Origin of the sequence: Burkholderia sp. Bp8991 (genome assembly GCF_003853795.1) — a bacterium.
Taxonomy (GTDB): domain Bacteria; phylum Pseudomonadota; class Gammaproteobacteria; order Burkholderiales; family Burkholderiaceae; genus Burkholderia.
In genome coordinates this window covers 38,024-60,566 of sequence record NZ_QTQJ01000037.1, presented here as the reverse complement: position 1 = coordinate 60,566, position 22,543 = coordinate 38,024, and the positions used below count along the sequence as shown (strand labels likewise).

20 protein-coding genes are annotated in these 22,543 nt (G+C 68.9%); 13 read left to right on the top strand and 7 right to left on the bottom strand.

Annotated features, from left to right (window positions below; genetic code table 11):
• Window positions 1-9: 9 nt before the first annotated feature.
• Entirely contained in the window at window positions 10-2,280 is a 2,271-nt protein-coding gene (locus tag DIE02_RS30210; protein ID WP_124489234.1) for an NADP-dependent malic enzyme, read from the bottom strand.
• A 473-nt stretch (window positions 2,281-2,753) separates the two neighbouring features.
• On the opposite strand from DIE02_RS30210, the gene DIE02_RS30205 reads away from it, so the two are divergent.
• From DIE02_RS30205 to DIE02_RS30170, 7 genes are all read left to right on the top strand, one after another.
• Window positions 2,754-3,440 carry an orotate phosphoribosyltransferase gene (locus DIE02_RS30205; RefSeq protein ID WP_006752465.1) on the top strand — a complete coding sequence of 229 codons (687 nt, stop codon included), beginning with the start codon at window positions 2,754-2,756 and terminating at the stop codon, window positions 3,438-3,440.
• Window positions 3,441-3,679: 239 nt separating this feature from the next.
• Window positions 3,680-4,285 carry a YbhB/YbcL family Raf kinase inhibitor-like protein gene (locus DIE02_RS30200; protein WP_124489233.1) on the top strand — a complete coding sequence of 202 codons (606 nt, stop codon included), beginning with the start codon at window positions 3,680-3,682 and terminating at the stop codon, window positions 4,283-4,285.
• A gap of 328 nt (window positions 4,286-4,613) precedes the next feature.
• Window positions 4,614-5,186 (top strand): flavodoxin family protein, encoded by a 573-nt coding sequence (locus DIE02_RS30190; protein WP_044846329.1) that lies wholly within the window; start codon window positions 4,614-4,616, stop codon window positions 5,184-5,186.
• 187 nt (window positions 5,187-5,373) lie between these two features.
• Window positions 5,374-6,324, top strand: a complete 951-nt coding sequence (gene argC, locus DIE02_RS30185) for an N-acetyl-gamma-glutamyl-phosphate reductase (protein ID WP_124489232.1) — start codon at window positions 5,374-5,376, stop codon at window positions 6,322-6,324.
• 426 nt (window positions 6,325-6,750) lie between these two features.
• Window positions 6,751-8,184 (top strand): DUF2957 domain-containing protein, encoded by a 1,434-nt coding sequence (locus DIE02_RS30180; protein ID WP_124489231.1) that lies wholly within the window; start codon window positions 6,751-6,753, stop codon window positions 8,182-8,184.
• 151 nt (window positions 8,185-8,335) lie between these two features.
• A complete protein-coding gene (locus tag DIE02_RS30175) occupies window positions 8,336-9,580 on the top strand; it encodes a DUF2957 domain-containing protein (protein WP_124489230.1) in 1,245 nt (414 codons plus the stop codon).
• Between the two features lie 15 nt (window positions 9,581-9,595).
• Window positions 9,596-10,429: an OmpW family protein gene (locus DIE02_RS30170; RefSeq protein WP_044846333.1), complete on the top strand. Its 834-nt coding sequence runs from the start codon at window positions 9,596-9,598 to the stop codon at window positions 10,427-10,429.
• A 193-nt stretch (window positions 10,430-10,622) separates the two neighbouring features.
• Here DIE02_RS30170 and DIE02_RS30165 read toward each other — a convergent pair whose 3' ends face one another.
• Window positions 10,623-11,543 carry a LysR family transcriptional regulator gene (locus tag DIE02_RS30165; protein ID WP_124489229.1) on the bottom strand — a complete coding sequence of 307 codons (921 nt, stop codon included), beginning with the start codon at window positions 11,541-11,543 and terminating at the stop codon, window positions 10,623-10,625.
• A 98-nt stretch (window positions 11,544-11,641) separates the two neighbouring features.
• On the opposite strand from DIE02_RS30165, the gene DIE02_RS30160 reads away from it, so the two are divergent.
• On the top strand, window positions 11,642-12,919 hold the full coding sequence (locus tag DIE02_RS30160) for an MFS transporter (protein WP_124489244.1): 1,278 nt from the start codon (window positions 11,642-11,644) through the stop codon (window positions 12,917-12,919).
• Window positions 12,920-13,001: 82 nt separating this feature from the next.
• On the opposite strand, the gene DIE02_RS30155 is transcribed toward DIE02_RS30160, so the two are convergent.
• Both DIE02_RS30155 and DIE02_RS30150 read right to left on the bottom strand, forming a co-directional pair.
• Window positions 13,002-13,637, bottom strand: a complete 636-nt coding sequence (locus tag DIE02_RS30155; protein WP_044846336.1) for a LysE family translocator — start codon at window positions 13,635-13,637, stop codon at window positions 13,002-13,004.
• A gap of 71 nt (window positions 13,638-13,708) precedes the next feature.
• On the bottom strand, window positions 13,709-14,620 hold the full coding sequence (locus DIE02_RS30150) for an NAD(P)-dependent oxidoreductase (protein ID WP_260427334.1): 912 nt from the start codon (window positions 14,618-14,620) through the stop codon (window positions 13,709-13,711).
• A gap of 56 nt (window positions 14,621-14,676) precedes the next feature.
• On the opposite strand from DIE02_RS30150, the gene DIE02_RS30145 reads away from it, so the two are divergent.
• A complete protein-coding gene (locus DIE02_RS30145) occupies window positions 14,677-15,444 on the top strand; it encodes a Mut7-C RNAse domain-containing protein (protein ID WP_124489228.1) in 768 nt (255 codons plus the stop codon).
• Window positions 15,445-15,644: 200 nt separating this feature from the next.
• Here the strand turns inward: DIE02_RS30145 and DIE02_RS30140 are convergent, their stop codons facing one another.
• The gene (locus DIE02_RS30140) at window positions 15,645-15,878 is read right to left on the bottom strand and encodes a hypothetical protein (RefSeq protein ID WP_044846339.1); all 234 of its coding nucleotides are present in this window, start codon (window positions 15,876-15,878) and stop codon (window positions 15,645-15,647) included.
• Window positions 15,879-16,247: 369 nt separating this feature from the next.
• Here DIE02_RS30140 and DIE02_RS30135 point away from each other — a divergent pair, with 369 nt between their 5' ends.
• Genes DIE02_RS30135 through DIE02_RS30120 form a run of 4 tightly spaced genes read left to right on the top strand, consistent with a single transcriptional unit; the run spans window position 16,248 to window position 20,514 of the window.
• Window positions 16,248-17,453 carry an efflux RND transporter periplasmic adaptor subunit gene (locus tag DIE02_RS30135; RefSeq protein ID WP_044846340.1) on the top strand — a complete coding sequence of 402 codons (1,206 nt, stop codon included), beginning with the start codon at window positions 16,248-16,250 and terminating at the stop codon, window positions 17,451-17,453.
• A gap of 10 nt (window positions 17,454-17,463) precedes the next feature.
• Entirely contained in the window at window positions 17,464-18,162 is a 699-nt protein-coding gene (locus tag DIE02_RS30130) for an ABC transporter ATP-binding protein (RefSeq protein ID WP_124489243.1), read from the top strand.
• Window positions 18,163-18,180: 18 nt separating this feature from the next.
• Window positions 18,181-19,335 carry an ABC transporter permease gene (locus DIE02_RS30125; protein WP_124489227.1) on the top strand — a complete coding sequence of 385 codons (1,155 nt, stop codon included), beginning with the start codon at window positions 18,181-18,183 and terminating at the stop codon, window positions 19,333-19,335.
• Window positions 19,336-19,347: 12 nt separating this feature from the next.
• Window positions 19,348-20,514: an ABC transporter permease gene (locus tag DIE02_RS30120; RefSeq protein WP_124489226.1), complete on the top strand. Its 1,167-nt coding sequence runs from the start codon at window positions 19,348-19,350 to the stop codon at window positions 20,512-20,514.
• Window positions 20,515-20,527: 13 nt separating this feature from the next.
• Here DIE02_RS30120 and DIE02_RS30115 read toward each other — a convergent pair whose 3' ends face one another.
• Together DIE02_RS30115 and DIE02_RS30110 are read right to left on the bottom strand one after the other, a co-directional pair.
• The gene (locus tag DIE02_RS30115) at window positions 20,528-21,865 is read right to left on the bottom strand and encodes a carotenoid oxygenase family protein (protein ID WP_124489225.1); all 1,338 of its coding nucleotides are present in this window, start codon (window positions 21,863-21,865) and stop codon (window positions 20,528-20,530) included.
• Between the two features lie 16 nt (window positions 21,866-21,881).
• Complete coding sequence (locus DIE02_RS30110) at window positions 21,882-22,508, bottom strand: DUF2239 family protein (protein ID WP_044846344.1); 627 nt, start codon at window positions 22,506-22,508, stop codon at window positions 21,882-21,884.
• Between the last annotated feature and the right edge of the window lie 35 nt (window positions 22,509-22,543).

The following is a 22,543-nucleotide window of genomic DNA, read 5'->3' as shown; positions in this document are numbered from 1 at the left end:
GGCGCGAACTTACTTCGTGTTCGCGTTCGCGGCGGCCACTGCCGTCATGTTGATGATCCGGCGCACGGTCGCGGCCGGCGTCAGGATGTGGACCGGCTTCGCGGCGCCGAGCAGGAACGGGCCGACCGTCACGCCTTCGCCGCCGACCATCTTCAGCAGGTTGTACGCGATGTTCGCCGCTTCGACGTTCGGCATGATCAGCAGGTTCGCTTCGCCCGACAGCGTCGTACCCGGGAACGCGGCCTTGCGGACCGCTTCCGACAGCGCCGCGTCACCGTGCATTTCGCCGTCGACTTCGAGGGTCGGCGCACGCTCGCTGATCAGCTTGCGGGCCTCGGCCATGCGGCGCGACGATGCCGACGGCGCGCTGCCGAAGTTCGAGTTCGACAGCAGCGCGGCCTTCGGCGCGATGCCGAAACGCTCGATCTCGGCGGCCGCCTGGATCGTCATGTCGGCGAGCTGTTCCGCGCTCGGCACTTCGTTCACGTACGTGTCGCACAGGAACAGGTTGCGGCCCGGCAGCATCAGCAGGTTCATCGCCGCGTAGTGCTCGGCGCCCTGCGCACGGCCCAGCACCTGCTCGATGAACTTCAGGTGCGTGTGGTACGTGTCGATCATCCCGCAGATCATGCCGTCCGCGTCGCCCAGGTGCACGAGCATCGCGCCGATCAGCGTGTTGAACTTGCGCAGCGCGGCCTTCGCGACTTCCGGCGTGACGCCGTCACGCGCGCCGATCTCGTGGTACGCCTGCCAGTAGCGGTGGTAGCGCGTATCGTCTTCCGGATTCACGATCTCGAAATCGACGCCCGCCTTCAGCTTCGAGCCGATCTTCGCGAGGCGCATCTCGACGACCGACGGACGGCCGACGATGATCGGCTTCGCGATCTTTTCCTGCAGCACGAACTGCGCGGCGCGCAGCACGCGCTCGTCCTCGCCCTCGGCGAACACGATGCGCGCCTGCTTCGTCTTCGCGGTCGCGAACACCGGGCGCATCACCATGCCGGTGCGGTAGACGGTCGCGCCGAGTTGCTCGCGGTATGCGTCCATGTCCTGGATCGGACGCGTGGCGACGCCCGAATCCATCGCGGCTTGCGCGACGGCCGGCGCGATCTTGATGATCAGGCGCGGATCGAACGGCTTCGGAATCAGGTAGTCCGGCCCGAACTCGAGCGAGTGGCCTTCATACGCCTTCGCGACTTCCTCGCTCTGGTCGGTTTCCTGCGCCAGCTCGGCGATCGCGCGCACGCACGCGAGCTTCATTTCTTCCGTGATCGTCGTCGCGCCGACGTCGAGCGCGCCGCGGAAGATGAACGGGAAGCACAGCACGTTGTTGACCTGGTTCGGGTAGTCCGAACGGCCGGTCGCGACGATCGCGTCCGGGCGCACGGCCTTCGCGTCTTCCGGGCGGATTTCCGGCTCCGGGTTCGCGAGCGCCAGGATCAGCGGGCGCTCGCCCATCGTCTTGACCATGTCCTGCTTCAGCACGCCCGCGCTCGAGCAGCCGAGGAACACGTCCGCGCCGACGATCGCGTCGGCGAGCGTGCGCGCGTCGGTGGTCGCCGCATAGCGCTGCTTCGACGGGTCGAGGTTGCCGCGCCCTTCGTAGATCACGCCCTTCGAATCGGCGACGAGGATGTTCGACTTCGTGAGACCCAGGTTCACCAGCAGGTCCAGACAAGCGATCGCTGCCGCGCCCGCGCCGGAACACACGAGCTTCACTTCGGACAGCTTCTTGCCGACGACCTTCAGGCCGTTCAGGATCGCGGCCGACGCGATGATCGCGGTGCCGTGCTGGTCGTCGTGGAAGACGGGGATCTTCATGCGCTCGCGCAGCTTCTGCTCGATGTAGAAGCACTCCGGCGCCTTGATGTCCTCGAGGTTGATGCCGCCGAGCGTCGGCTCGAGCATCGCGATCGCCTCGACGAGCTTGTCGGGGTCGGACTCGGACAGTTCGATGTCGAACACGTCGATGCCCGCGAACTTCTTGAACAGGCAGCCCTTGCCTTCCATCACCGGCTTCGCGGCCAGCGGGCCGATGTTGCCGAGGCCCAGCACGGCCGTGCCGTTCGTGATGACGCCGACGAGATTCCCGCGCGACGTGTACTTCTGCGCGTCGAGCGGATCGGCGTGGATCGCCTCGCACGCCGCGGCGACGCCCGGCGAATACGCGAGCGACAGATCGAGCTGGTTCGACAGCGGCTTGGTCGGGGTGACCGAAATCTTGCCGGGTTTCGGGTTCAGGTGATAAGCGAGAGCGGCCTGCTTCAGTTGTTCGTCCATGATTGACCTGCGAGAGACATGCGAAATTTTTGACGGTTCAGTACACAGCACCTTGGGCCGCGTCTGCTTGAATCGAGGGGGTGGTCGACTGCGAGACGGCACGCGACGCGCCGGGTCGGCACGCCATCGAACCTTGGCGGGTGGCAAGAGGAAAGTACAAAGTACTGAACGATTTCTAAGGGTCGCCTAGTGTACACCCCCTAAATGCCGCCTGTTGGTGCAGCGCGGCATCCTCGCCATCAGCATCGGGCTGGTCGTGCCCCGTTTGTTTCACCGGTGGCGAGCCGCGCGCCGAACCTGCGCGAATTCCGCCGAAAACCGGCCTGAATCGGGTAAAATAGCGGGCTACGCGCGCAGCGATGCGATTGTTGGCCCGATGGGTCCGTCGATCGCACCCCGGCCCCTCGGGCAGGTTCCCCTTGCTGCGCCACCGGGCCCGCGCCCGCTCTTCGCTCATCACCCAAGGAATGCCCATGACAGGCTACGATCGTCAGTCGATCTCGGATACGACCGCCAAAATCCTGCTCGAAGTGCAGGCGGTGCACTTCAACGCCGAAAAACCGTTCATCTTCACGTCCGGCTGGGCAAGCCCCGTCTACATCGACTGCCGCAAGCTGATCTCGTATCCGCGCGTGCGTCGTGCGCTGATGGAAATGGCGGAAACGACGATCATGCGCGACGTCGGCTTCGAGCAGATCGACTCGGTGGCGGGCGGCGAGACGGCCGGCATCCCGTTCGCGGCATGGCTCGCGGACCGCATGATGGTGCCGATGCAGTACGTGCGCAAGAAACCGAAGGGCTTCGGCCGCAACGCGCAGATCGAGGGTCATCTGGAAGAAGGCTCGCGCGTGCTGCTGGTGGAAGACCTGACGACCGACAGCCGCAGCAAGATCAACTTCGTCAACGCGCTGCGCACCGCAGGCGCGACGGTGAACCACTGCTTCGTGCTGTTCCACTACAACATCTTCAAGGAAAGCGTGTCGGTCCTGAAGGACATCGATGTCGACCTGCACGCGCTGGCGACCTGGTGGGACGTGCTGCGCGTCGCGAAGGCGTCGGGCTACTTCGAGACCAAGACGCTCGACGAAGTCGAGAAGTTCCTGCACGCGCCGGCCGAGTGGTCGGCCGCGCACGGCGGCGCGACGGCCCCGAAGGAGTAACGCCGAGCCGGCACGCAGCCGGCACCCTGGCTGAAAAAACCGCTCGCCTGGCCGCGAGCGGTTTTTTTTCGTCCGTCGATCGGCATCGCGGCCGGCCCGAATCGCGGGCCACGGCATGCATCGCTCATCGAACCCTAATGCTAGACTTGATCCATCGTCGCCATCAGCTGCGCGGGCAACGCACAACGCCAACAATGCCGGGAGCATCGGCCCGGCCCACGTGACGGGAGAAGCGCCATATGCGTGTGGATCGCCGGATCACTTCGCCTGCGTCCCCGGGTCGTTCGTCTCCGTTCATCGCCGTCCTGCTCTGCGCCGCCGCCGCGTGCGCTGCGTTCACCACCCTGCCCGCGCGCGCGGAAGGCCCGTTCACCGTGTCGAGCGACGAGCTGACGCCCGGCGGGCGCGTCGGCGCCGCGAACGTGTTCGACCGCGGCGACTGCAAGGGCGACAACCGTTCGCCGCAGCTCAGGTGGCGCAACCCGCCGCCCGGCACGCGCGGCTACGCGATCACGATCTTCGATCCCGATGCACCGGGGCACGGCTGGTGGCACTGGGCCGTCGCCGGCATCCCGGCGAGCGTCACGAGCCTGCCGGCCGACGCGAGCGCGTCGGGCTTCCTGCGTCGCATCGGTGCGAGCGAGGCGCGCAACGACTTCGGGATCGACGGCTACGGCGGCCCGTGCCCGCCGCCCGGCAAGCCGCACCGCTACGTGATCACCGTCTACGCGCTGAAGGGCACGGACATGCGCATCGGGCAAGGACGCCCCGCCCCGATGTTCGAGCACGAAATCGGCACGCTGACGATCGGCACCGCACAGCTCACGGTCACGTACGGGCAGTAAGCGCTCGCGTGTCCGCCGTGAGGCGTGTGCCGTGTGTCTCCGGTTGCCGGTCGCCGATCTCCAGTTTCCGGTCGCCGGTCGCCGGTCGCCGGTCGCCGGTCGCCGGTCGCCGGTCGCCGGTCGCCGGTCGCCGGTCGCCGGTCGCGATTGTCCGCGCCTGCGAATTTCTGTGCGCCGCCCGCGCGCTTTTCTCCCGTCATTTCGGCTTGCTAGACTCGGCGGCACCGGTCGCGGCATCCCGCCGCGCATCCGTCGCGCCGCCCGACCGCGGCGCGTGACGCGGCTGGCCGCGGTGCCCGCCGTTTCGTCCCCTTCCGGAGAACGCTTCATGTCGAACATCGTCATCGTCTATCACAGCGGCTACGGTCACACGCAGAAACTGGCCGACGCCGTCCATGCAGGCGCGCAGGACGCCGGCGCCACCGCACGCCTGATCGCCGTCGGCGAGCTCGACGACGCGGGCTGGGCCGCGCTCGACGCGGCGGACGCGATCGTCTTCGGCGCGCCGACCTACATGGGCGGCCCGTCCGCGCAGTTCAAGCAGTTCGCCGATGCCACGTCGAAACCGTGGTTCACGCAGAAATGGAAGGACAAGATCGCCGCGGGCTTCACGAACTCCGCGACGATGAACGGCGACAAGTTCTCGACGATTCAGTATTTCGTCACGCTGGCGATGCAACATGGGATGGTGTGGGTCGGCACGGGCATGATGCCGGCCAACTCGAAGGCGGCCACCCGCAACGACATCAACTACGTCGGCGGCTTCACGGGCCTGCTCGCGCAGTCGCCGGCGGACGCGACGCCCGACGAGGGCCCGCTGCCCGGCGACCTCGAGACCGCGAAGGCGTTCGGGCGGCGCGTCGCCGAAGCGACCGCCCGCTGGCTGGCCGGCGGCCGCTGAACGCGGCGGCACGCGCGAGCGCTCGCGCCGCCGGTGACACGGCAACGCGGCGCAGGCGCGTGACAGGGACACAAGACGGCCCGCGGGCCGTCTTTTTTTCGCCCCGTGCGGTGCAGGCCCGCCGGATGACGTCTTAAAATGGCGGTTTCAGGGCGCCGCGGCTCCCGTTTCATTCAGTGAGAGCGAAATGAGCACCAAAGTTTTTGTCGACGGCCAGGAAGGTACGACCGGCCTCAAGATCTTCGAATACCTGTCGGCGCGCAGCGACATCGAGATCCTGCGCATCGATGAAGCGAAGCGCAAGGACGTCGACGAGCGCCGCCGCCTGATCAATGCGTCGGACGTCACGTTCCTGTGCCTGCCGGACGTCGCATCGCGCGAATCGGCATCGCTGGTCGAGAACCCGGACACGACGCTGATCGACGCGAGCACCGCGTTCCGCACGAGCGCCGACTGGGCATACGGCCTGCCGGAACTGACCCGCGCGCAGCGCGAGAAGATTCGCACGTCGAAACGCATCGCCGTGCCGGGCTGCCACGCGTCGGCCTTCGTGCTCGCGATGCGTCCGCTCGTGGATGCCGGCATCGTCGCGCCGACCTTCGCCGCGCACAGCTACTCGATCACCGGCTACAGCGGCGGCGGCAAGTCGATGATCGCCGAATACGAAAACGCGGCGCCGGGCGGCAAGCTCGCGAGCCCGCGTCCGTACGCGCTCGCGCTGGCGCACAAGCACCTGCCGGAAATGGCCGCACACACGGGCCTCGCGCACGCGCCGATCTTCACGCCGATCGTCGGGCCGTTCCTGAAGGGCCTGGCCGTGACGACCTACTTCTCGCCCGAACAGCTCGCGAAGCGCGCGACGCCGCAGGACGTGCAGCGCGTGTTCGCCGAGTACTACGCGGACGAGCCGTTCGTGCGCGTCGCGCCGTTCAACGCGGAGGCGAACCTCGACAGCGGCTTCTTCGACGTGCAGGCGAACAACGACACGAACCGCGTCGACCTGTTCGTGTTCGGCAACGAGGAGCGCTTCGTCACGGTCGCGCGCCTCGACAACCTGGGCAAGGGCGCATCGGGCGCCGCGATCCAGTGCATGAACCTCAACATCGGCGCCGCCGAGGATCAAGGCCTCAAGCGCTGATTCAACTTGCATGCGATGCAAAGCCGGCCGCTGGCCGGCTTTTTATTTGCCCGCATCAAGCAATAAATAAAAATCCGGATCACACATTTACAAATATTTACAAGCTTTCCATTGCGTAATTGCCGGCAAATTAATTTGCCCCTTTCTCCAGTCAATCCCGAATAGGGATAAACCGGATATCGCCGCTTTAAACGCTGCCGTTATACGCGTGAAGGCCTCGAGCGCCGTCCGTGCGTGGCAGCCGCCCCACTCCGGCAGCACTCCAGCGCCCTCCGCGCGTTTTAATTCTTACTGAAAGCGCTATCCCGCAAGGATTCATCGCGCGCACGTTGTTTCAATCGTCTTTTTTAGACGAGTTCATCAATTGACAGCAAAAATCCTGGCAGCGACATTAGCTCGCACAATTAAACGATTGGAGACAGCGGCATGTCGCACGCCTTATCAAAGGGGGTGGCAACGGCCTTTGCCATCGCCCCTTTCCTGATTGCCTGTGGGGGAGGAGACGGCGGCTCGCCCGCGCCGATCGAGGCCCCTCAATGTTCCGGATCGAGCTGCGGCACGCAAGGGCCGCCGCCGTCACAGCCCGTCAACGGCGCGCTGTGCCCGGCCGATGCCGACATCGTGAAGAGCACCTACCTCGGCGGCGCCGGCAGCGGCGAGATCGTCAGCGTCAACATCGACGCGGTCGCGATGACGTACACGCTCAAGTGGCTCGAATCGCCGATTCCGCTCGCGACCGGCACGGTCACGCCGAGCCGCGCCGGCACCACGATCACCGGCAAGGTCATCCACCCGCCGACCGGCGCGCTGCCGACCGCGGAGCAGACGCGCTGCGCGTTCGTCTTCACGCCGGGTTCGGGCAAGGCACCGAACGGCTCGACCTATTCGACGGCCGCCGACTTCAACCAGGCGAACCCGCCGATGCTGCTGGTCGGCATGGGTGTCGCGGGCGGCGGCATCCCCGGCGCGACGGTGCAGTACGACGGGCTGACGATCACCGTCGCCGGCGTCCCGATCTACAAGAACGTCGGCCAGGTGCCGAACCGCCACTTCGACTTCTACCCGTTCCTCGGCTTCGCGAACACGACGACCGACCTCACGAAGCTGCCGGGCACCTACAACGCGCTGCTCTACCACCTCGTGCCGTCGGGCAACTACGCGACGAAGGGCACGAATTCGAGCGAGACGTTCGATGCGAACGGCGCGTGCACGTCGACGAGTGCGGGGGGCTGCCAGACGACCGGCGATCCGTGGACCGTCAACACCGCGAACGGCGGCTACCTCGACAGCACGAAGGCACCGCAGATCCTGCCGCAGACGGCGCTGCCGATCGTCGGCACGACCGGCAAGTCGGCGACCGCGCACATGGTCATCGGCCAGCTCAACGGCGCAACCGTGCCGGTGGTGGTCCGCACGGGCTACGTGTATCTGGGCACCGACCTCGCGCTGCACACCGACGCCAAGGTCGACGACGAATCGGGCATCGCGGTGCTCGGCAAGGCAACGGCGATCCAGTCGGGCGCGATCGACGGCGGCTACGCGGGCGCGGATTCGAACTTCAAGTACACGGCGGCACTGATCCGCGGCAGCAACGCGTCGTTCATCAACCCGACCACGCAGGCCGAGGAAGACGCCTTCACGCTCGACTACGGTCAGGGAACGCCGGGCCTGCTGAACACGACGACGACGCCGGCGAACGGTGCGACCTATCCGTCCGCATCGGGCGTGGTGATCGCGACGGGCGGCCTGTACGCGGCGCTGATCCAGGGCACGGTGAACGGCGGCGTCACGTCGACGTCGGCGAACTCGAGCACGTCGTCGACACCGTACTTCGGCGTGGGCGCGCAGATCAGCAAGTAACGATCGAGGACGCGGCGGCCGGTGCGCCGCCGCGGGATGCAGGGAAGGCACGCAACGACGGCGCCCGGCACGGCGCAGCAGCACGAGCACAAGCAACAGAAGCGGCCGACAGGGAGCCGGCCGCCCGACAAGACAAATCTGGAGGAGCAACATGAAGCGCAACCTCGTTCTCGCGGCGGCCCTTGCCGCCCCCCTTCTTTCCGCATGCGGCGGTGGCGGCGGCGACAACCCGCCCCCGCTCGTCGAAGACCGGCTCTGCCCCGCCACGCTCGACTACAACACCGTGTACACCGGCGGCGCGGGCAGCGGCGAACTGGCCAAGGTCCAGCTCGACACGACCAAGATGACCTGGCAGGTCACCTATGTCGAATCGCCGGTGCCGCAAAAGACCGGCACCGTTACGCCGACCCGCGCAGGCACCGTCGACAGCGGCACGCTCACGCAGGAAACGATGCTGCCGACCAACAAGCTGAACCAGTGCGCATTCCGGCTGAACGGCGCGAGCCTCGATGCGTCGCGTCCGGCGCGCATCTTCGTCGGCTTCGGTGTCGCGGGCGGCACGATTCCCGGCAAGGAGATCCAGTTCGACGGCGTGCTCGGCCAGGCCGCGGTGCCCGACACGAAATTCCCGTACTACCCGTTCATCGGCTTCTCGTCGATCGAAACCGACATCACGAAGGTCGCGGGCACGTACAGCCACATCGGCTTCGGCGAAGTGCCGTCGCAGAAATTCGCGCCGGCGTCGATCGATGCGAAGGTGACGATCAACGCGGACGGCACGTGGACCAAGTGCGACACGACCGGCCAGTTCGCCGGCGGCGCGTGCATGCAGCAGGGCACGAACTTCGTGCAGTCGGCCGACGGCAGCGGCGCGTTCCAGAGCAACAACTACCGGAGCCAGCTCAGCCCGACGCTGTCGGCGACGCCGCAAGGCAAGGGCTTCATGATCGTCGGCAAGCTGCGCAACCAGCTGGTGCCGATCCTCGTGCGCACGGGTGTCGCGAACCCGAACCCGACGCCCGACAGCAACGGCGTGCCGGGCCTGACCGCCGACGACGAATCGAGCATCTCGATCCTCGCGCCGCAGACCGCGATCGCGGCGGGGTCGCAAAACGGCGAATACATCGGCGTAGACAGCCAGTTCGACTACCGGACCACCGCGCTGATCAACAACCAGGCCACGCTGCTCGATCCGTTCCAGCCGTCGCAGGCCTCGCTCGCGACCGCGCTCGACCTGGATTACACGCAGAAGGTGCCGGGCACGGTCACGACGATCCACACGGGTTCGGGCAGCACGTCGCCGACCGGCAAGTTCATCTTCACGGGTGGCGTGTTCGGTTTCCTCGACAACGCGGGTTCGACGCCGTATTTCACGATCGGCGCGTTCGTCCAGTAAGCGGGGGAAGCCGTGATGAAGAAGACCCTTCTCTGCGCGGCGGCCGGCGCCGCCGCCCTGGCGCCGCTCGCGGCGCACGCGCAGAGCGCCGGCAGCAACGTCGTCACGCTGGGCTGGTTCCACGTGATGCCTCAGCAGAGCAGCACGCCGATGACGACCAACGTCGCGCCGACGCCGATCAACACGCCGCTGCGGCTGCCGCCGTCGTTCACGTCGCCGGGCACCGGGCTGCGTACGAGCGGCGCCGACACGGTCGGCCTGACGGTCAGCCACTTCCTGACCGATCACATCGCGGTCACGTCGGTGGCGGGCGTGCCGCCGGTGTTCAAGGTGTCGGGTCAAGGCACGATCAAGCCGCCCGGCCCGGCCGGCGCGCTCGGCACGCAGAACATCGGCCTCGCCTCGGTGAACCCGATCGTGAAGAGCGTGCGGCAGTGGAGCCCGGCGGCGATCCTGCAGTACTACTTCGGGGCGGCGACCGCGAAGTTCCGGCCGTTCCTCGGCCTCGGCGTGTCGTACAACTGGTTCAGCGACCTGCAACTCAACACGAACTTCATCAAGCAGACGCAGGACAACCTCGGCGCGATTCTCGCCGCGGGCGCGGGCAAGCCGGGTACGACATCGGTAGAGGCGAAGGCGTCGTCGTCATGGCAGCCGGTGTTCAACGCGGGCCTGCAGTACAACATGACCGAGCATTTCGGGCTGGTCGCGTCGGTGACCTACATCCCGCTGAAGACGACGTCGACGGTGACGATCAAGGCGGCCGACGGCACGGTGCTCTCCGAGTCGAAATCGGACCTGAAGGCCGATCCGATCATCAGCTACGTCGGGATGACCTACAAGTTCTGACGGCGGCGACGGAGGATGAGCGGACGGCCCGCGCAAAAAACGCGGGCAAAAAAAAGCCCGCCTAAGAGGCGGGCTGAATCCATATCAGAGGAGACATGGAGGAGACAGGTGTAACTATAGCGAATCAATTTCTGCATTGCAACATTTCCGTAGAGAAAATAAGGATTTTCCCTCGACTGCGCACTCTAGATCGCTAGTTCGAATCCGACCCCTTCCCGTTCTCCCGGTCGAGCACCTCGCCCAGCGTGTCGCGCAGCAGCGCGACCGGCCGCGTCAGCCGGCCCGGCAGCGCGCCGTGCACGATCCACACGTTGATCCGCGTTTCCAGCCCCGCCGTTTCCACCACCCTCAGCGCATCGCGATGCTTGCTGCGCGCCAGTGCGTTCGGCGACGCGATCCCGATGCCGGCACCGCGCGCGACGAGCGACAGCTGCAGCTCCGAGCCGAACGCCTCGACCGTGACGTCGAACGGCAGCCCCGCGGCGCCGAGCGCACGGCTCAGTGCCGAACGCATCCCGCAGCCGTCCTGGCTCAGCACCCACGGAAAACCCGATAGCACGTCGAGCGACAGCGGACCGGCCGGCAGCGGGAAATCGCGCGCGGCGACCAGCACCGTCGGCTGCGTGCCGAGCGGCGTGGCCGTCAGCGTATCGGGCAGCGCCGCGCTGGCCGGCACCATGACCGCCGCGACATCGAGCGTGCCGCGCTCGATGCCCTGCACGAGCGCCGGCGACCAGCCGGCCGTCACGCGCAGGGTCAGCCGCGGAAACGCGTCGCGCAGCCGGTCGATCGGCCGCTCGAGCGCCAGCTCGGACAGGAACGGCGGCACGCCGATGCGCAGTTCGCCCGACGGCTCGCTGTCGGGCGCGCCGGCCGCCATCAATGCATCGACCGCACCCAGCACGTTGCGCGCGAGCGCATAGACGTCGCGCCCGGCGGCGGTCGGCTTCAGCGGCTTGCTCTGCCGCTCGAGCAGCGGCATGCCCAACAGCGTCTCGAGGTTCTGCACGCGTCGCGTGAGGCCCGGCTGCGTGAGATGGAGCTTCGCCGCGGCCGCGACCATCGACCCGCTGTCGACCACCGCGACGAACGCCTGGAGATCACGCGTATTCAAAGCAAACTCGCATAATCATGTTAGACATATTTCAATTGTCGCATAAACATCCGGCACCTACGATGGGGATTCCTTCGCTCGACGCCCCCAGGTTTCCGATGAACTGCCCTGCCGACTCCCGCCCCGCCCCCGGCCGCGCCGCGCACGTTGCACCGCCCGTGCTGAGCACGGGCATGACGCTCTTCTTCGCCGCGACGGTCGGCGTGATCGTGATGGACCTGTTCGCCGCGCAACCGCTGACGGGCCCGATCAGCGCCGACCTGCACCTGCCGCCCGGTCTCGCGGGCCTCGTCGCGACGCTGCCGCAACTCGGCTACGCAGCCGGCCTCGTGCTGCTCGTGCCGCTCGTCGACCTGCTCGAGAACCGCCGGCTGATCGTCGCGACGCTCGTCGCGTGCGCGGCCGCGCTCGCGCTGCCGGCGTTCACGCAGTCCGGCACCCTCTTCCTGCTCGCGACGCTGGCCGCCGGCGCCGCGTCGAGCGTGATCCAGATGCTGGTGCCGATGGCCGCGTCGATGGCGCCCGAAGCGCAGCGCGGCCGCGCGGTCGGCAACGTGATGAGCGGGCTGATGCTCGGCATCCTGCTGTCACGGCCGCTCGCCAGCCTGATCGCGGGCACGGCCGGCTGGCGCGCGTTCTACGCGCTGGCCGCGCTCGCGAACGCGGCGATCGCGGCAGTGCTCGCGCTGCGCTTGCCACCGCGCGTGCCGCCGGCTGCGGCCGGCTATCGCGCGCTGCTCGCGTCGATGGGCCGGCTGCTGGCCGACGAAGCGGTGCTGCGCCGGCATGCGCTGTCGGCCGCGCTCGCGATGGCCGCGTTCAGCGCGTTCTGGACCGCCGTCGGGCTGCGGCTCGCGCAGCCGCCGTTCGGCCTCGACCTGCACGGCATCGCGCTGTTCGCGTTCGCCGGCGCGAGCGGCGCGATCGTCACGCCGCTGGCCGGCCATGCCGGCGATCGTGGCCACGGCCCGGCCGCGCAGCGCATCGCGCACGTGACGATGCTCGCGGCGCTCACTGTGCTCGGCATCGCCGGCGCCGGCTGGTTCGGCTTCGATGCGCACGCGCATCGCGGCGTCGCGCTGGCGCTGCTGGCCGGCGGCGCGGCGCTGCTCGACGCGGGCGTGATCGTCGACCAGACGATCGGCCGCCGGGAAATCAACCTGCTGAACCCGGCCGCACGCGGGCGGCTGAACGGGCTGTTCGTCGGGTTGTTCTTCGTCGGCGGCGCGCTCGGCGCGGCGCTGGCGGGCAGCGCATGGGCGTGGGGCGGGTGGAGCGCCGTGTGCGGCGTCGGCTTCGCGTTCGCGGGCGCGGCCGCGGCGTTCGGCTTGTCGGGCGGGCGCCGGAGCGGCACCGCGGCGTGGCCGCGCGCGTAACGCGGGCCCGGATATGAAAACGCCCCGCCCTCTGACGAGGCGCGGGGCGTCCGGCGGGCCGCGTGGGCCGCGCAGGCCGAAATTAGTGACGGACCAGCGCCATCATCGCGCCGAAGCCGACGAAGATACCGCCCGTCAGCCGGTTGAACACCTTCGCGACGCTCTGGCTCTTCAGCGTCGCGCCGATGCGCGTGCCGAACGACGCGTAGACGAGATACCAGCTGACCTCGATCACCGCGAACGTGACGACGAGGATGCAGAACTGCGGCAGCGTCGGCTCGGCTGCATTGATGAACTGTGGCAGCAGCGCGGCCGCGAACAGGATCGCCTTCGGGTTGCTGCCCGCGACCAGGAAACCGTTGCGGAACAGCGCCCAGCGTGATGCCGACGCGCCTTGCGAAACCGCATCGACGTCCGCGGCCGGCGCGTCGTCGACGCGTGCGCGCCACGCCTTCACGCCGAGGTAGATCAGGTAGGCGGCGCCCGCGAAGCGCAACGCATCGAACGTCGCCGGCCACGCCTCGAGCACCGCCCCGAGCCCCGCCGCGGACACCGCGAGCATCAGCACCAGCGCGCTCAGGCAGCCGGCCATCGTCGACGCCGAGCGGCGCAGCCCATGCTGCGCGCCGTGCGTCATCACGAGCAGCATGTTCGGACCGGGAATCGCCGACACGACGAACACCGTCGCCACGAAAAGCCACCACGTATGCAGGTTCATGACCGCCCCGACCGAAAGAGAAATGAAATGTCGATTATGCCGTGCGCGCGGCGTTTTTGTCCCGTGCCGGCTCAGCGGCCCGCGCGGCGCAGCGCGACTTCGCCGAGCACCGCGAAGTCCTGTTCGCCGCCGCCGTGCGCGAGCGCATCGAGCAGGCTGTCGCGCACGACGCTCGCCACCGGCAGCGGCACCGACGCCGCGTCGCCGGCCTCCAGCGCGAGCCGCACGTCCTTCAGCCCGAGGCGCGCCTTGAAGCGCGCGGGTTCGTAGCTGCGCTCGGCGATCATCCCGCCGTAGCCTGCGTAGACCGGCCCCGGGAACACGCTGTTCGTGATCACGTCGAGGAAATCGCGCATCGCGACGCCGTGCGCGCCGAGCAGCGCGGACGCCTCGCCGAGCGTCTCGATCGCCGACGCGAGCGTGAAATTCGCCGCGATCTTCGCGACGTTCGCATGCTGCGGCAGCGAGCCGAACCGCCAGGTCTTCTGGCCAATCGCGTCGAACAGCGGCTGCACGCGGTCGATCGCCTCGGCCGGGCCGCCGGCCATGATCGTCAGCCGCGCGGCGGCTGCGACGTCCGGGCGCCCCATCACGGGCGCGGCGACGTACTCGAGGCCGCGCGACGCATGCGCGTGCGCGAGCGACTCGGCGAGCGCGACCGACACGGTCGCCATGTTCACGTGGATCAGGCCGCGCGGCGCCTGCGCGAGCAGCGCGTCGTCGAATACTTCGCGCGCGGCCGCGTCGTCGGCGAGCATCGAGAACACGGCATCGCCGCGAAACGCATCGGCCGGCGTCGCGACGATCTGCGCGCCCAGCGCGGCGAGCGGCTCGGCGCGCTCGCGCGACCGGTTCCAGACCCGCACGGCGTGCCCCGCCTTCAGCAGGTTCGTCGCGATCGCCTGCCCCATTTCGCCCAGCCCGATAAATCCGAGATCCATTTCCCCGCTCCTTCGACCCGTGAAGCGGGGAGTTAAACACAGATGGCGGCGGCCTGCAGCCCCCGGCGACCGGCCGTGCGCGGTGCGATACTGCGCCAATGGCGACCGCGACCTTCCGCTTCCACGGCGAACTGAACGCGTTTCTCGCGCGCGAGCAGCGCGAGTGCGCGTTCGCGCATGCGTTTGCGCGCGACGCGACGGTCAAGCACGCGGTCGAGGCGCTCGGCGTCCCGCATACGGAAATCGGCCTGCTCTGCGTGAACGGCGCACCGGCCGCCCTCGACCGGCCGCTCGGCGACGGCGACCGCGTCGACATCCATCCGGAGCGCGCGCAGCCGGCGGCCGCCTCGCCGCTGCCGCAACCGGACCGCTGGCGCTTCGTCGCCGACGCGCATCTCGGCGGCCTCGCGCAGCTGCTGCGCCTCGCCGGCTTCGACACCTGCTACGACAACCACTACCGCGACGACGAACTCGCTGCGCTCGCCGCGCGCGAAGGCCGGATCGTGCTGACCCGCGACCGCGAGCTGCTGAAGCGCCGCGCGGTCGTGCGCGGCTGCTACCTGCATGCGCAGCAGCCGGACGCGCAGCTGCGCGAGCTGTTCGCGCGGCTCGATCTCGCGCCGCACATGCGGCCGTTCCGGCTGTGCCTGCGCTGCAACGCGCCGCTGCACGCGCTCGATGCGGCGGACGCCGCGCCGCGCGTGCCGCCGGGCGTGCGCCAGCGGCACCGGCGCTTTGCCGCGTGCGACGTGTGCCGGCGCGTGTTCTGGGAAGGGTCGCACTGGCGGCGCATGCGCGCGGTGGTCGATGCGATGCGCGCGCCGCCGCCCGATGCCCTCGACGTCGCGGACGTGGCGGACGCCTGAAAAAACAAAACCCCGCAGGCCGAAGCATGCGGGGTTTCGCGACGGCCGGCCGGCAGCGGCGACCCCGGCGGAGCGTGCTTAGTTCTGCGCGCCTGCGTCGTTCCGGACGTGGCGGACGCCTGAAAAAACAAAACCCCGCAGGCCGGAGCGTGCGGGGTTTCGCGACAGAGGGCCGGCAGCGCCGGCCCGGTGAAGCGTGCTTAGTTCTGCGTGCCTGCGTCGTTCGTGCCGGCGGCCGAAGCGGCTGCGGCCTTCGCCTTGCCCTTGGCCGAACCGTGTTGCTTCAGCTGGTGCTTCGGCTTGCTGTGATCCTTCTTGGCCGGTGCCGGTGCAGCGGCCGACGTGTCGGCTGCCGGCGCCGACGCCTGTGCGAATGCCGAAACCGATGCGAGAGCGAATGCTGCGGTCATGATCGAAGCGAGCGTCTTCTTCATTGTTCTTCCTTTAGCGGAGAAAAAGTCAAACGTACCGGTAAGAGATGCGAGGCATCCGCATCGGAACATCAGTCGCGCCGGGCTCCCGGTCGCCACCGGACGGGTTGGCTCTCGCCTTTCCGCCTCGGCAAATACTGACGCACAGGCTCCATAACGCATCGCCCGCGCGGCGAGTTGACATGCAGCTTGCATCGTTCGGGTTTCCCCGGGGGGCACGGGTTTCGCGCCCGCGCGACGCGCCGCCGGGACCTGCGTCAATCGTCCGACAAACCGGCTCTCGCGCCCGTCGCGCCGACGCTATACTGGCCACCTTCCGTCCCAACCGGACGCGGCCGGTCACGAGACCGCCGCCGTCGCAAGGCGCCCAAATTGCCCGATCACAATCTGGACAAACTGAAAATCGACCGGCGTCCGATCGCACCCGCGCCACGCCGGCGCCGGTGGGTCCGCTACGCGGTCGCCGCCGCGCTCGTCATCGTCGCGATCGTCGCCGCGCTGGCGCTCACCGGCCGGCCGACGGTCGACACGACCTCCGTCACGTCCGCCTACCCGTACCAGAACGACACCCAGCTCAACGCGACCGGCTACGTCGTGCCGCAGCGCAAGGCGGCGGTCGCGTCGAAGGGCCAGGGTCGCGTCGAGTGGCTCGGCGTGCTCGAGGGCACGCGCGTGAAGAAGGACGAGATCATCGCGCGGCTCGAAAGCCGCGACGTGCAGGCGTCGCTGGCACAGGCACGCGCGCAGGCACAGGTCTCCCGTGCCAACCTCGGCGTCGCGCAGGCGGAGCTGAAGGATGCGGAGATCGCGCTGCGCCGCACCGCCGCGCTCGCGCCGAAGGGCGCGGTGCCGGCCGCGCAGCTCGACATCGACACGGCCCGCGTGAACAAGGCACGTGCGTCGGTCAACAGCGACGAAGCCGCGATCGCGTCCGCCGAAGCCAATGCGCAGGCCGCGCAGGTCGCGGTCGACCAGACGGTGATCCGCGCGCCGTTCGACGGGATCGTGCTCGCGAAGCACGCGAACGTCGGCGACAACATCACGCCGTTCTCGTCCGCGTCGGACAGCAAGGGCGCGGTCGTGACGATCGCCGACATGGACACGCTCGAGGTCGAGGCCGACGTCGCCGAATCGAACATCGCGAAGATCCGCGCGGAGCAGCCGTGCGAGATCCAGCTCGACGCGCTGCCCGACATGCGCTTCGCGGGCCGCGTGTCGCGCATCGTGCCGACCGTCGACCGCTCGAAGGCGACGGTGCTCGTGAAGGTGCGTTTCGTCGACCGCGACGAGCGCGTGCTGCCCGACATGAGCGCGAAGATCGCGTTCCTGTCGAAGCCGGCGTCGCCGCAGGACCGGCAGCCGGTGACGGCCGTGCAGGCGAGCGCGGTGGTCGAGCGCGACGGCCGCCCGGTCGTGTTCGTCGTGAAGGACGACACGGTGCGTGCGACGGCGGTGACCCGAGGCGCGCGGATCGGCGAACTCGTCGCGATCCGCGGCGTGAAGCCCGGCGATACGGTCGTGCTCGCGCCGGGCGCGAAGCTGAAGGACGGCGCGAAAGTCGCCGTCGCGAAGAAGTAGCGTGGCGCGCGTGAACGACGCCTCGCCGCCCCTCGTCGAGATCAGCCACGTCGCGAAGTCGTACCGGCGCGGCAACCAGGTCGTGCCGGTGCTGACCGACATCACGCTCGACATCGGCTCAGGCGACTTCGTCGCGCTGATGGGGCCGTCGGGTTCCGGCAAGAGCACGCTGCTCAATCTCGTCGCCGGCATCGACCGGCCCGACAGCGGCGAGCTGCGCGTGGGCGGCCTCGACATCTCGCGGCTCGAGGAAGCGCAACTGGCCGAATGGCGCGCGGCGAACGTCGGCTTCATCTTCCAGTTCTACAACCTGATGCCGGTGCTCACCGCGTTCGAGAACGTCGAGCTGCCGCTGATGCTCACGCACCTGTCGCGCCGCGAACGGCGCGAGCGCGTCGAGCTGGTGCTCGACATGGTGAATCTCGGCGACCGGACCAGCCATTACCCGTCCGAGCTGTCGGGCGGCCAGCAGCAGCGCGTCGCGATCGCGCGCGCGCTGATCACCGACCCGGTGCTGATCGTCGCCGACGAGCCGACCGGCGACCTCGACCGCGCGTCGGCCACCGACGTGCTCGCGATGCTGCAGCGGATGAACGCCGAGCTCGGCAAGACGATCATCATGGTGACCCACGATGCGCACGCGGCCGCCGCCGCGCAGTCGCTCGTGCATCTGGAGAAAGGAGAGTTGATCGATGGGCACGCCGTCTGACGGACGGGAGCGCGCACGATGATGGTGTTCAAGCTGATCGCGCGCAACGCGCTGCGGCACCGGCTGCGCACGCTGCTGACCGTGCTCGGGCTGACCATCGCGGTGCTGGCGTTCGGGCTGCTGCACACCGTCGTCGACGCGTGGTACGCGGGCGCGGCCGCCGCGTCGAGCGGCCGGCTCGTCACGCGCAACGCGATCTCGCTCGTGTTCCCGCTGCCGGTCAGCTACGAGAACCGGATCCGCGGCGTCGACGGCGTGACGGCCGTGGTCCGCTCGAACTGGTTCGGCGGCATCTACCGCGACCCGAAGAACTTCTTCGCGAGCTTCGCGGTGTCGGAAAACTACCTCGACCTGTATCCGGAATTCATCCTCCCGGCGCAGCAGCGCGCCGACTACGTCCGCGACCGCCGCGGCTGCCTCGTCGGGCGTCAGCTCGCGACGCAGTTCGGCTTCAAGGTCGGCGACGTGATTCCGCTGAAGGGCACGATCTACCCGGGCACGTGGGATTTCGTCGTGCGCGGCATTCTCGACGGCCGCGACGACTCGACGATCACGCGCCAGCTGGTGTTCCACTGGGACTACCTGAACGAGACGGTGCGCAAGCGCACGCCGAAGCAGGCCGACCAGGTCGGCGTGTTCGTGCTCGGCGTCGCGCACCCGGACGACGGCGCCGCGATCGCGCGCAACGTCGACGCGGTGTTCAGGAACTCGCTCGCCGAAACGCTGACCGAGACCGAACAGGCGTTCCAGCTCGGCTTCGTTGCGATGTCGAACCAGATCATCGCGGCGATCCGCGTCGTGTCGTACGTGGTGATCCTGATCATCATGGCCGTGATGGCGAACGCGATGGCGATGAGCGCGCGCGAACGCACCGCCGAATATGCGACGCTGAAGGCGCTCGGCTTCGGCCCCGGTTTTCTCGCGCTGCTCGTGTTCGGCGAATCGGTCGTGATCGCGGTGGTCGGCGGCGGGCTCGGGATGCTCGCGACGCCGCCGGCCGCGAGCCTCTTCAAGCAGGCCGCGGGCGGCATCTTTCCGGTGTTCAGGGTGTCGGACGGGACGATGGCGCTGCAGGCCGCGTGCTCGATCGCGGTCGGCTTCGCGGCCGCGCTGGTGCCGGCGTGGCAGGCGGCACGCGTGCGCGTGGTCGAAGGCCTGCGGGCGATCGGCTAGAGGCGCGCATCGATGGCCATTCCGCTCACCTACATCGCGCGCAACCTGTGGACCCGGCGGCTCACCACCGCGCTCACCGCGGGCGGGATGGCGCTGGTGATCTTCGTGTTCGCGACCGTGCAGATGCTCGACGCGGGGCTCACGCAGACGCTCGTGTCGACCGGCGAACCCGACAACGTCGTGGTGATCCGCAAGGGCGCGGAAACCGAGATCCAGAGCGCGATCGACCACCAGCAGGCCAACGCGCTCGAGATGCATCCGGCCGTCGCGCTCGGCCCCGACGGCCGGCCGCAGGTGTCGAAGGAAGCCGTCGTGCTGATCTCGCTCGTGAAGACGTCGACCGGCAAGCCGTCGAACGTCGTGATCCGCGGCGTGTCGCCGGCCGGCCTCGCGCTGCGCCCGCGCGTGAAGCTGGTCGCCGGCCGCACGTTCGCGCCGGGCTCGTCGGAGATCGTCGTCGGCAGCGCGATCGCGAAAGGCTTCAGCGGCACGCAGCTCGGCGACCGCCTGCATTTCGCGCAGCGCGACTGGACCGTCGTCGGCATCTTCGACGCGGGCGGCAGCGGCTTCGATTCGGAGATCTGGGGCGACGTCGACCAGCTGATGCAGTCGTTCCGGCGCACCAGCTATTCGTCGATGGTGCTGCGCATCCCGAGCGCCGACGGCTTCGCGCGCTTCACGGCCGACACCGACGTCGACCCGCGCCTCACCGACGAAGCGAAGCGCGAGCAGACGTTTTACGGCGACCAGTCGAAGGCGCTGTCGACCTTCATCAACATCCTCGGCATCACGTTGTCGACGATCTTCTCGATCGCCGCGATGATCGGCGCGATGATCACGATGTATGCATCGGTCGCGAACCGCACCGCCGAGATCGGCACGCTGCGCGCGCTCGGCTTCAAGCGCATGAACGTGCTCGCCGCGTTCCTGCTGGAGGCGCTGCTGCTCGGCTTCGTCGGCGGCGTCGCGGGGCTCGCGTGCGCGTCGCTGATGGAGTTCGCGTCGTTCTCGACGACCAACTTCCAGACTTTCTCCGACCTGTCGTTCCGTTTCGTGCTGACGCCCGCGATCGTCGTGAAGACGCTGCTGTTCTCGCTCGTGATGGGGCTCGTCGGCGGGTTCCTGCCGGCGATGCGCGCCGCGCGGCTGAGCATCGTCGACGCGCTGCGCGCGCAGTGACGCGTGCGGCCGCTCACGCGCGGCGCTCGCTCGGCACCCACGCGCCGTGGAACCCGGCCGGCACGCGGCGCGGCAGGTGCACGGTCGCGACCGGCGCCGCGTCGATCGCGCGCGCATCGAGGATCACGACGTCGCTCGTATCCGTCGCCGCGCGGTAGACCACCACCAGCAGCCAGCCGTCGTCCTCGTCGGTGCCGCCCGGGCGCGGCACGAACACCGGCTCGCCATTCTGGTCGCCGGCCGGCACCGCGTAACGCGTCGTCGTGCCGCGCATGTGATCGAAGCGCATCACGCCGCGCATCTCGGTGTGGTTCGGCTGCTCGGCCGCATACAGGTAACGGTAGCGGCGCCCGGTCCGGCTTTCGTTAATGCGCGGCAGCTCGATGCCGCCATCGGCGAGCGGCCCCTCGTCGACCAGCCCGTTCGCGGTATCGATCACGTAGCGCCACAGTTCGCCGACCGGGTTGTCGGCGAACCGGCCGGTGCGCGCGTCGAGCCGCAGGAACCACGGATAGCGCACCGCATCGAGCACGATGCACGACGCATCGCAGTCGTACGCGTTCACCACGTGCTGGACGAAGCACGGCTCGATCCCGAACCAGCGCACGTCGCCGCCGTGGCGCGGCATCACGCCGATCCGCGCGTCGCGGTCGTCGTGCCAGCGCAGCGGCATCCGGTGCCCGTGCTTCAGCATCGCGAAGTCGTAACCCACGTTCAGGTCGAGCAGCAGGCTGCGGGTCTCGGTGATCGCGAGGTCGTGCATCATCGACGGCGCGCGCACGTCGACCGTGAGGTCGACGCGCTGCACGCCCTGCGCGTCCGCGACACCGTAGCGCAGCCACGGCGCGCGCCAGTCCGCGCGAAACAGGATCAGTTCGCCGGTCACCGGATCGACCTTCGGATGCGCGGTCATCGCGCCGCCGAACGCCGCGTGCCGCGCGGGCGCACCGAGCGTGTCGAGCGCGGCCGTGATCGCGAGCGGCGCGCCGCCTTCGGCCAGCGCGAGCAATTCGCCCGCGTGCTGCAGCACGTTCACGTTCGGATTCGTGTCGGGCAGATGCGGCGCCTGCTCCGGTGCGTGAACATCGGCCCAGCGGCGCGTGCGGGCCCAGCGGTTCCGGTAACCCGCGGCGCGGCCGCGTTCGAACGCGATCGCGTGCAGCATCGCCGCTTCCGGCCACCACGACAGCACGTCGTTGCCTTCGAAACGGCCGCCCGGCGGATTCGGGCCGTTGCGCAGCAGCGTGCCGTCGAGTTCGGGCGGGATCGTGCCGGTCACGCGCAGGTCGACGAGGTCGGCTTCGTCGGCGACCGGCGCGATCGCGCCGCGGTTCAGATCGAACGTCGTCATCGCGTCGTGTGCTCCTTCAGCAGTCTTCGGTCGACGGCGGCAGATCGCCGCGCGCCAGTGCGAGCGCATGGTCGCGCACGTCGTCCGGCCAGCCGGCGACCCACTCGGCCAGCCGCGCGAGGTCGTTCGCGTACAGCGCGCGCGCGGCCTCCTCGAAACCGGGCAGGTCGCCCGCGATCGCGGACATGAAGTGATAGGCGCGTGCCTGCGCGTCGCGGCGCCGGTCGGCCGCCGCATGCGTGCGCCGCGCGTCCTCGACGAGCTTGCGCAGCGCGACGGACGCGCCGCCCGGCTGCGCGGCGAGCCACTCCCAGTGACGCGGCAGCAACGTGACCTCGCGCGACACGACGCCGAGCTTCGGACGGCCGCGGCCGCGTTGTTCGCCCGCCCCGCCTCCCTGCGCGGCGGGCGCGGATGCATCGCCCGGCGCTGCCGCGTAACGCGCGCGGATATCGTCCGCCGTGCCGCGCAGGTCGAGGTCGATCGAGCGGCCGGTCGCGTCGTCGAAGATCACGATCGTGCCGGACATGGCGTCGCCGGCCGCCTGCCGGACCGCGACCGCCACCGTCGCGAGCGGGCCCGACGCGACGCGCCGGTGGCCGTCGAACGCCGTGTAGGAAGGGAGAAGTGTGGAGAGCGTCATCGTGGTCGCCCGTGGGCAGAAATCGGAATGACGCT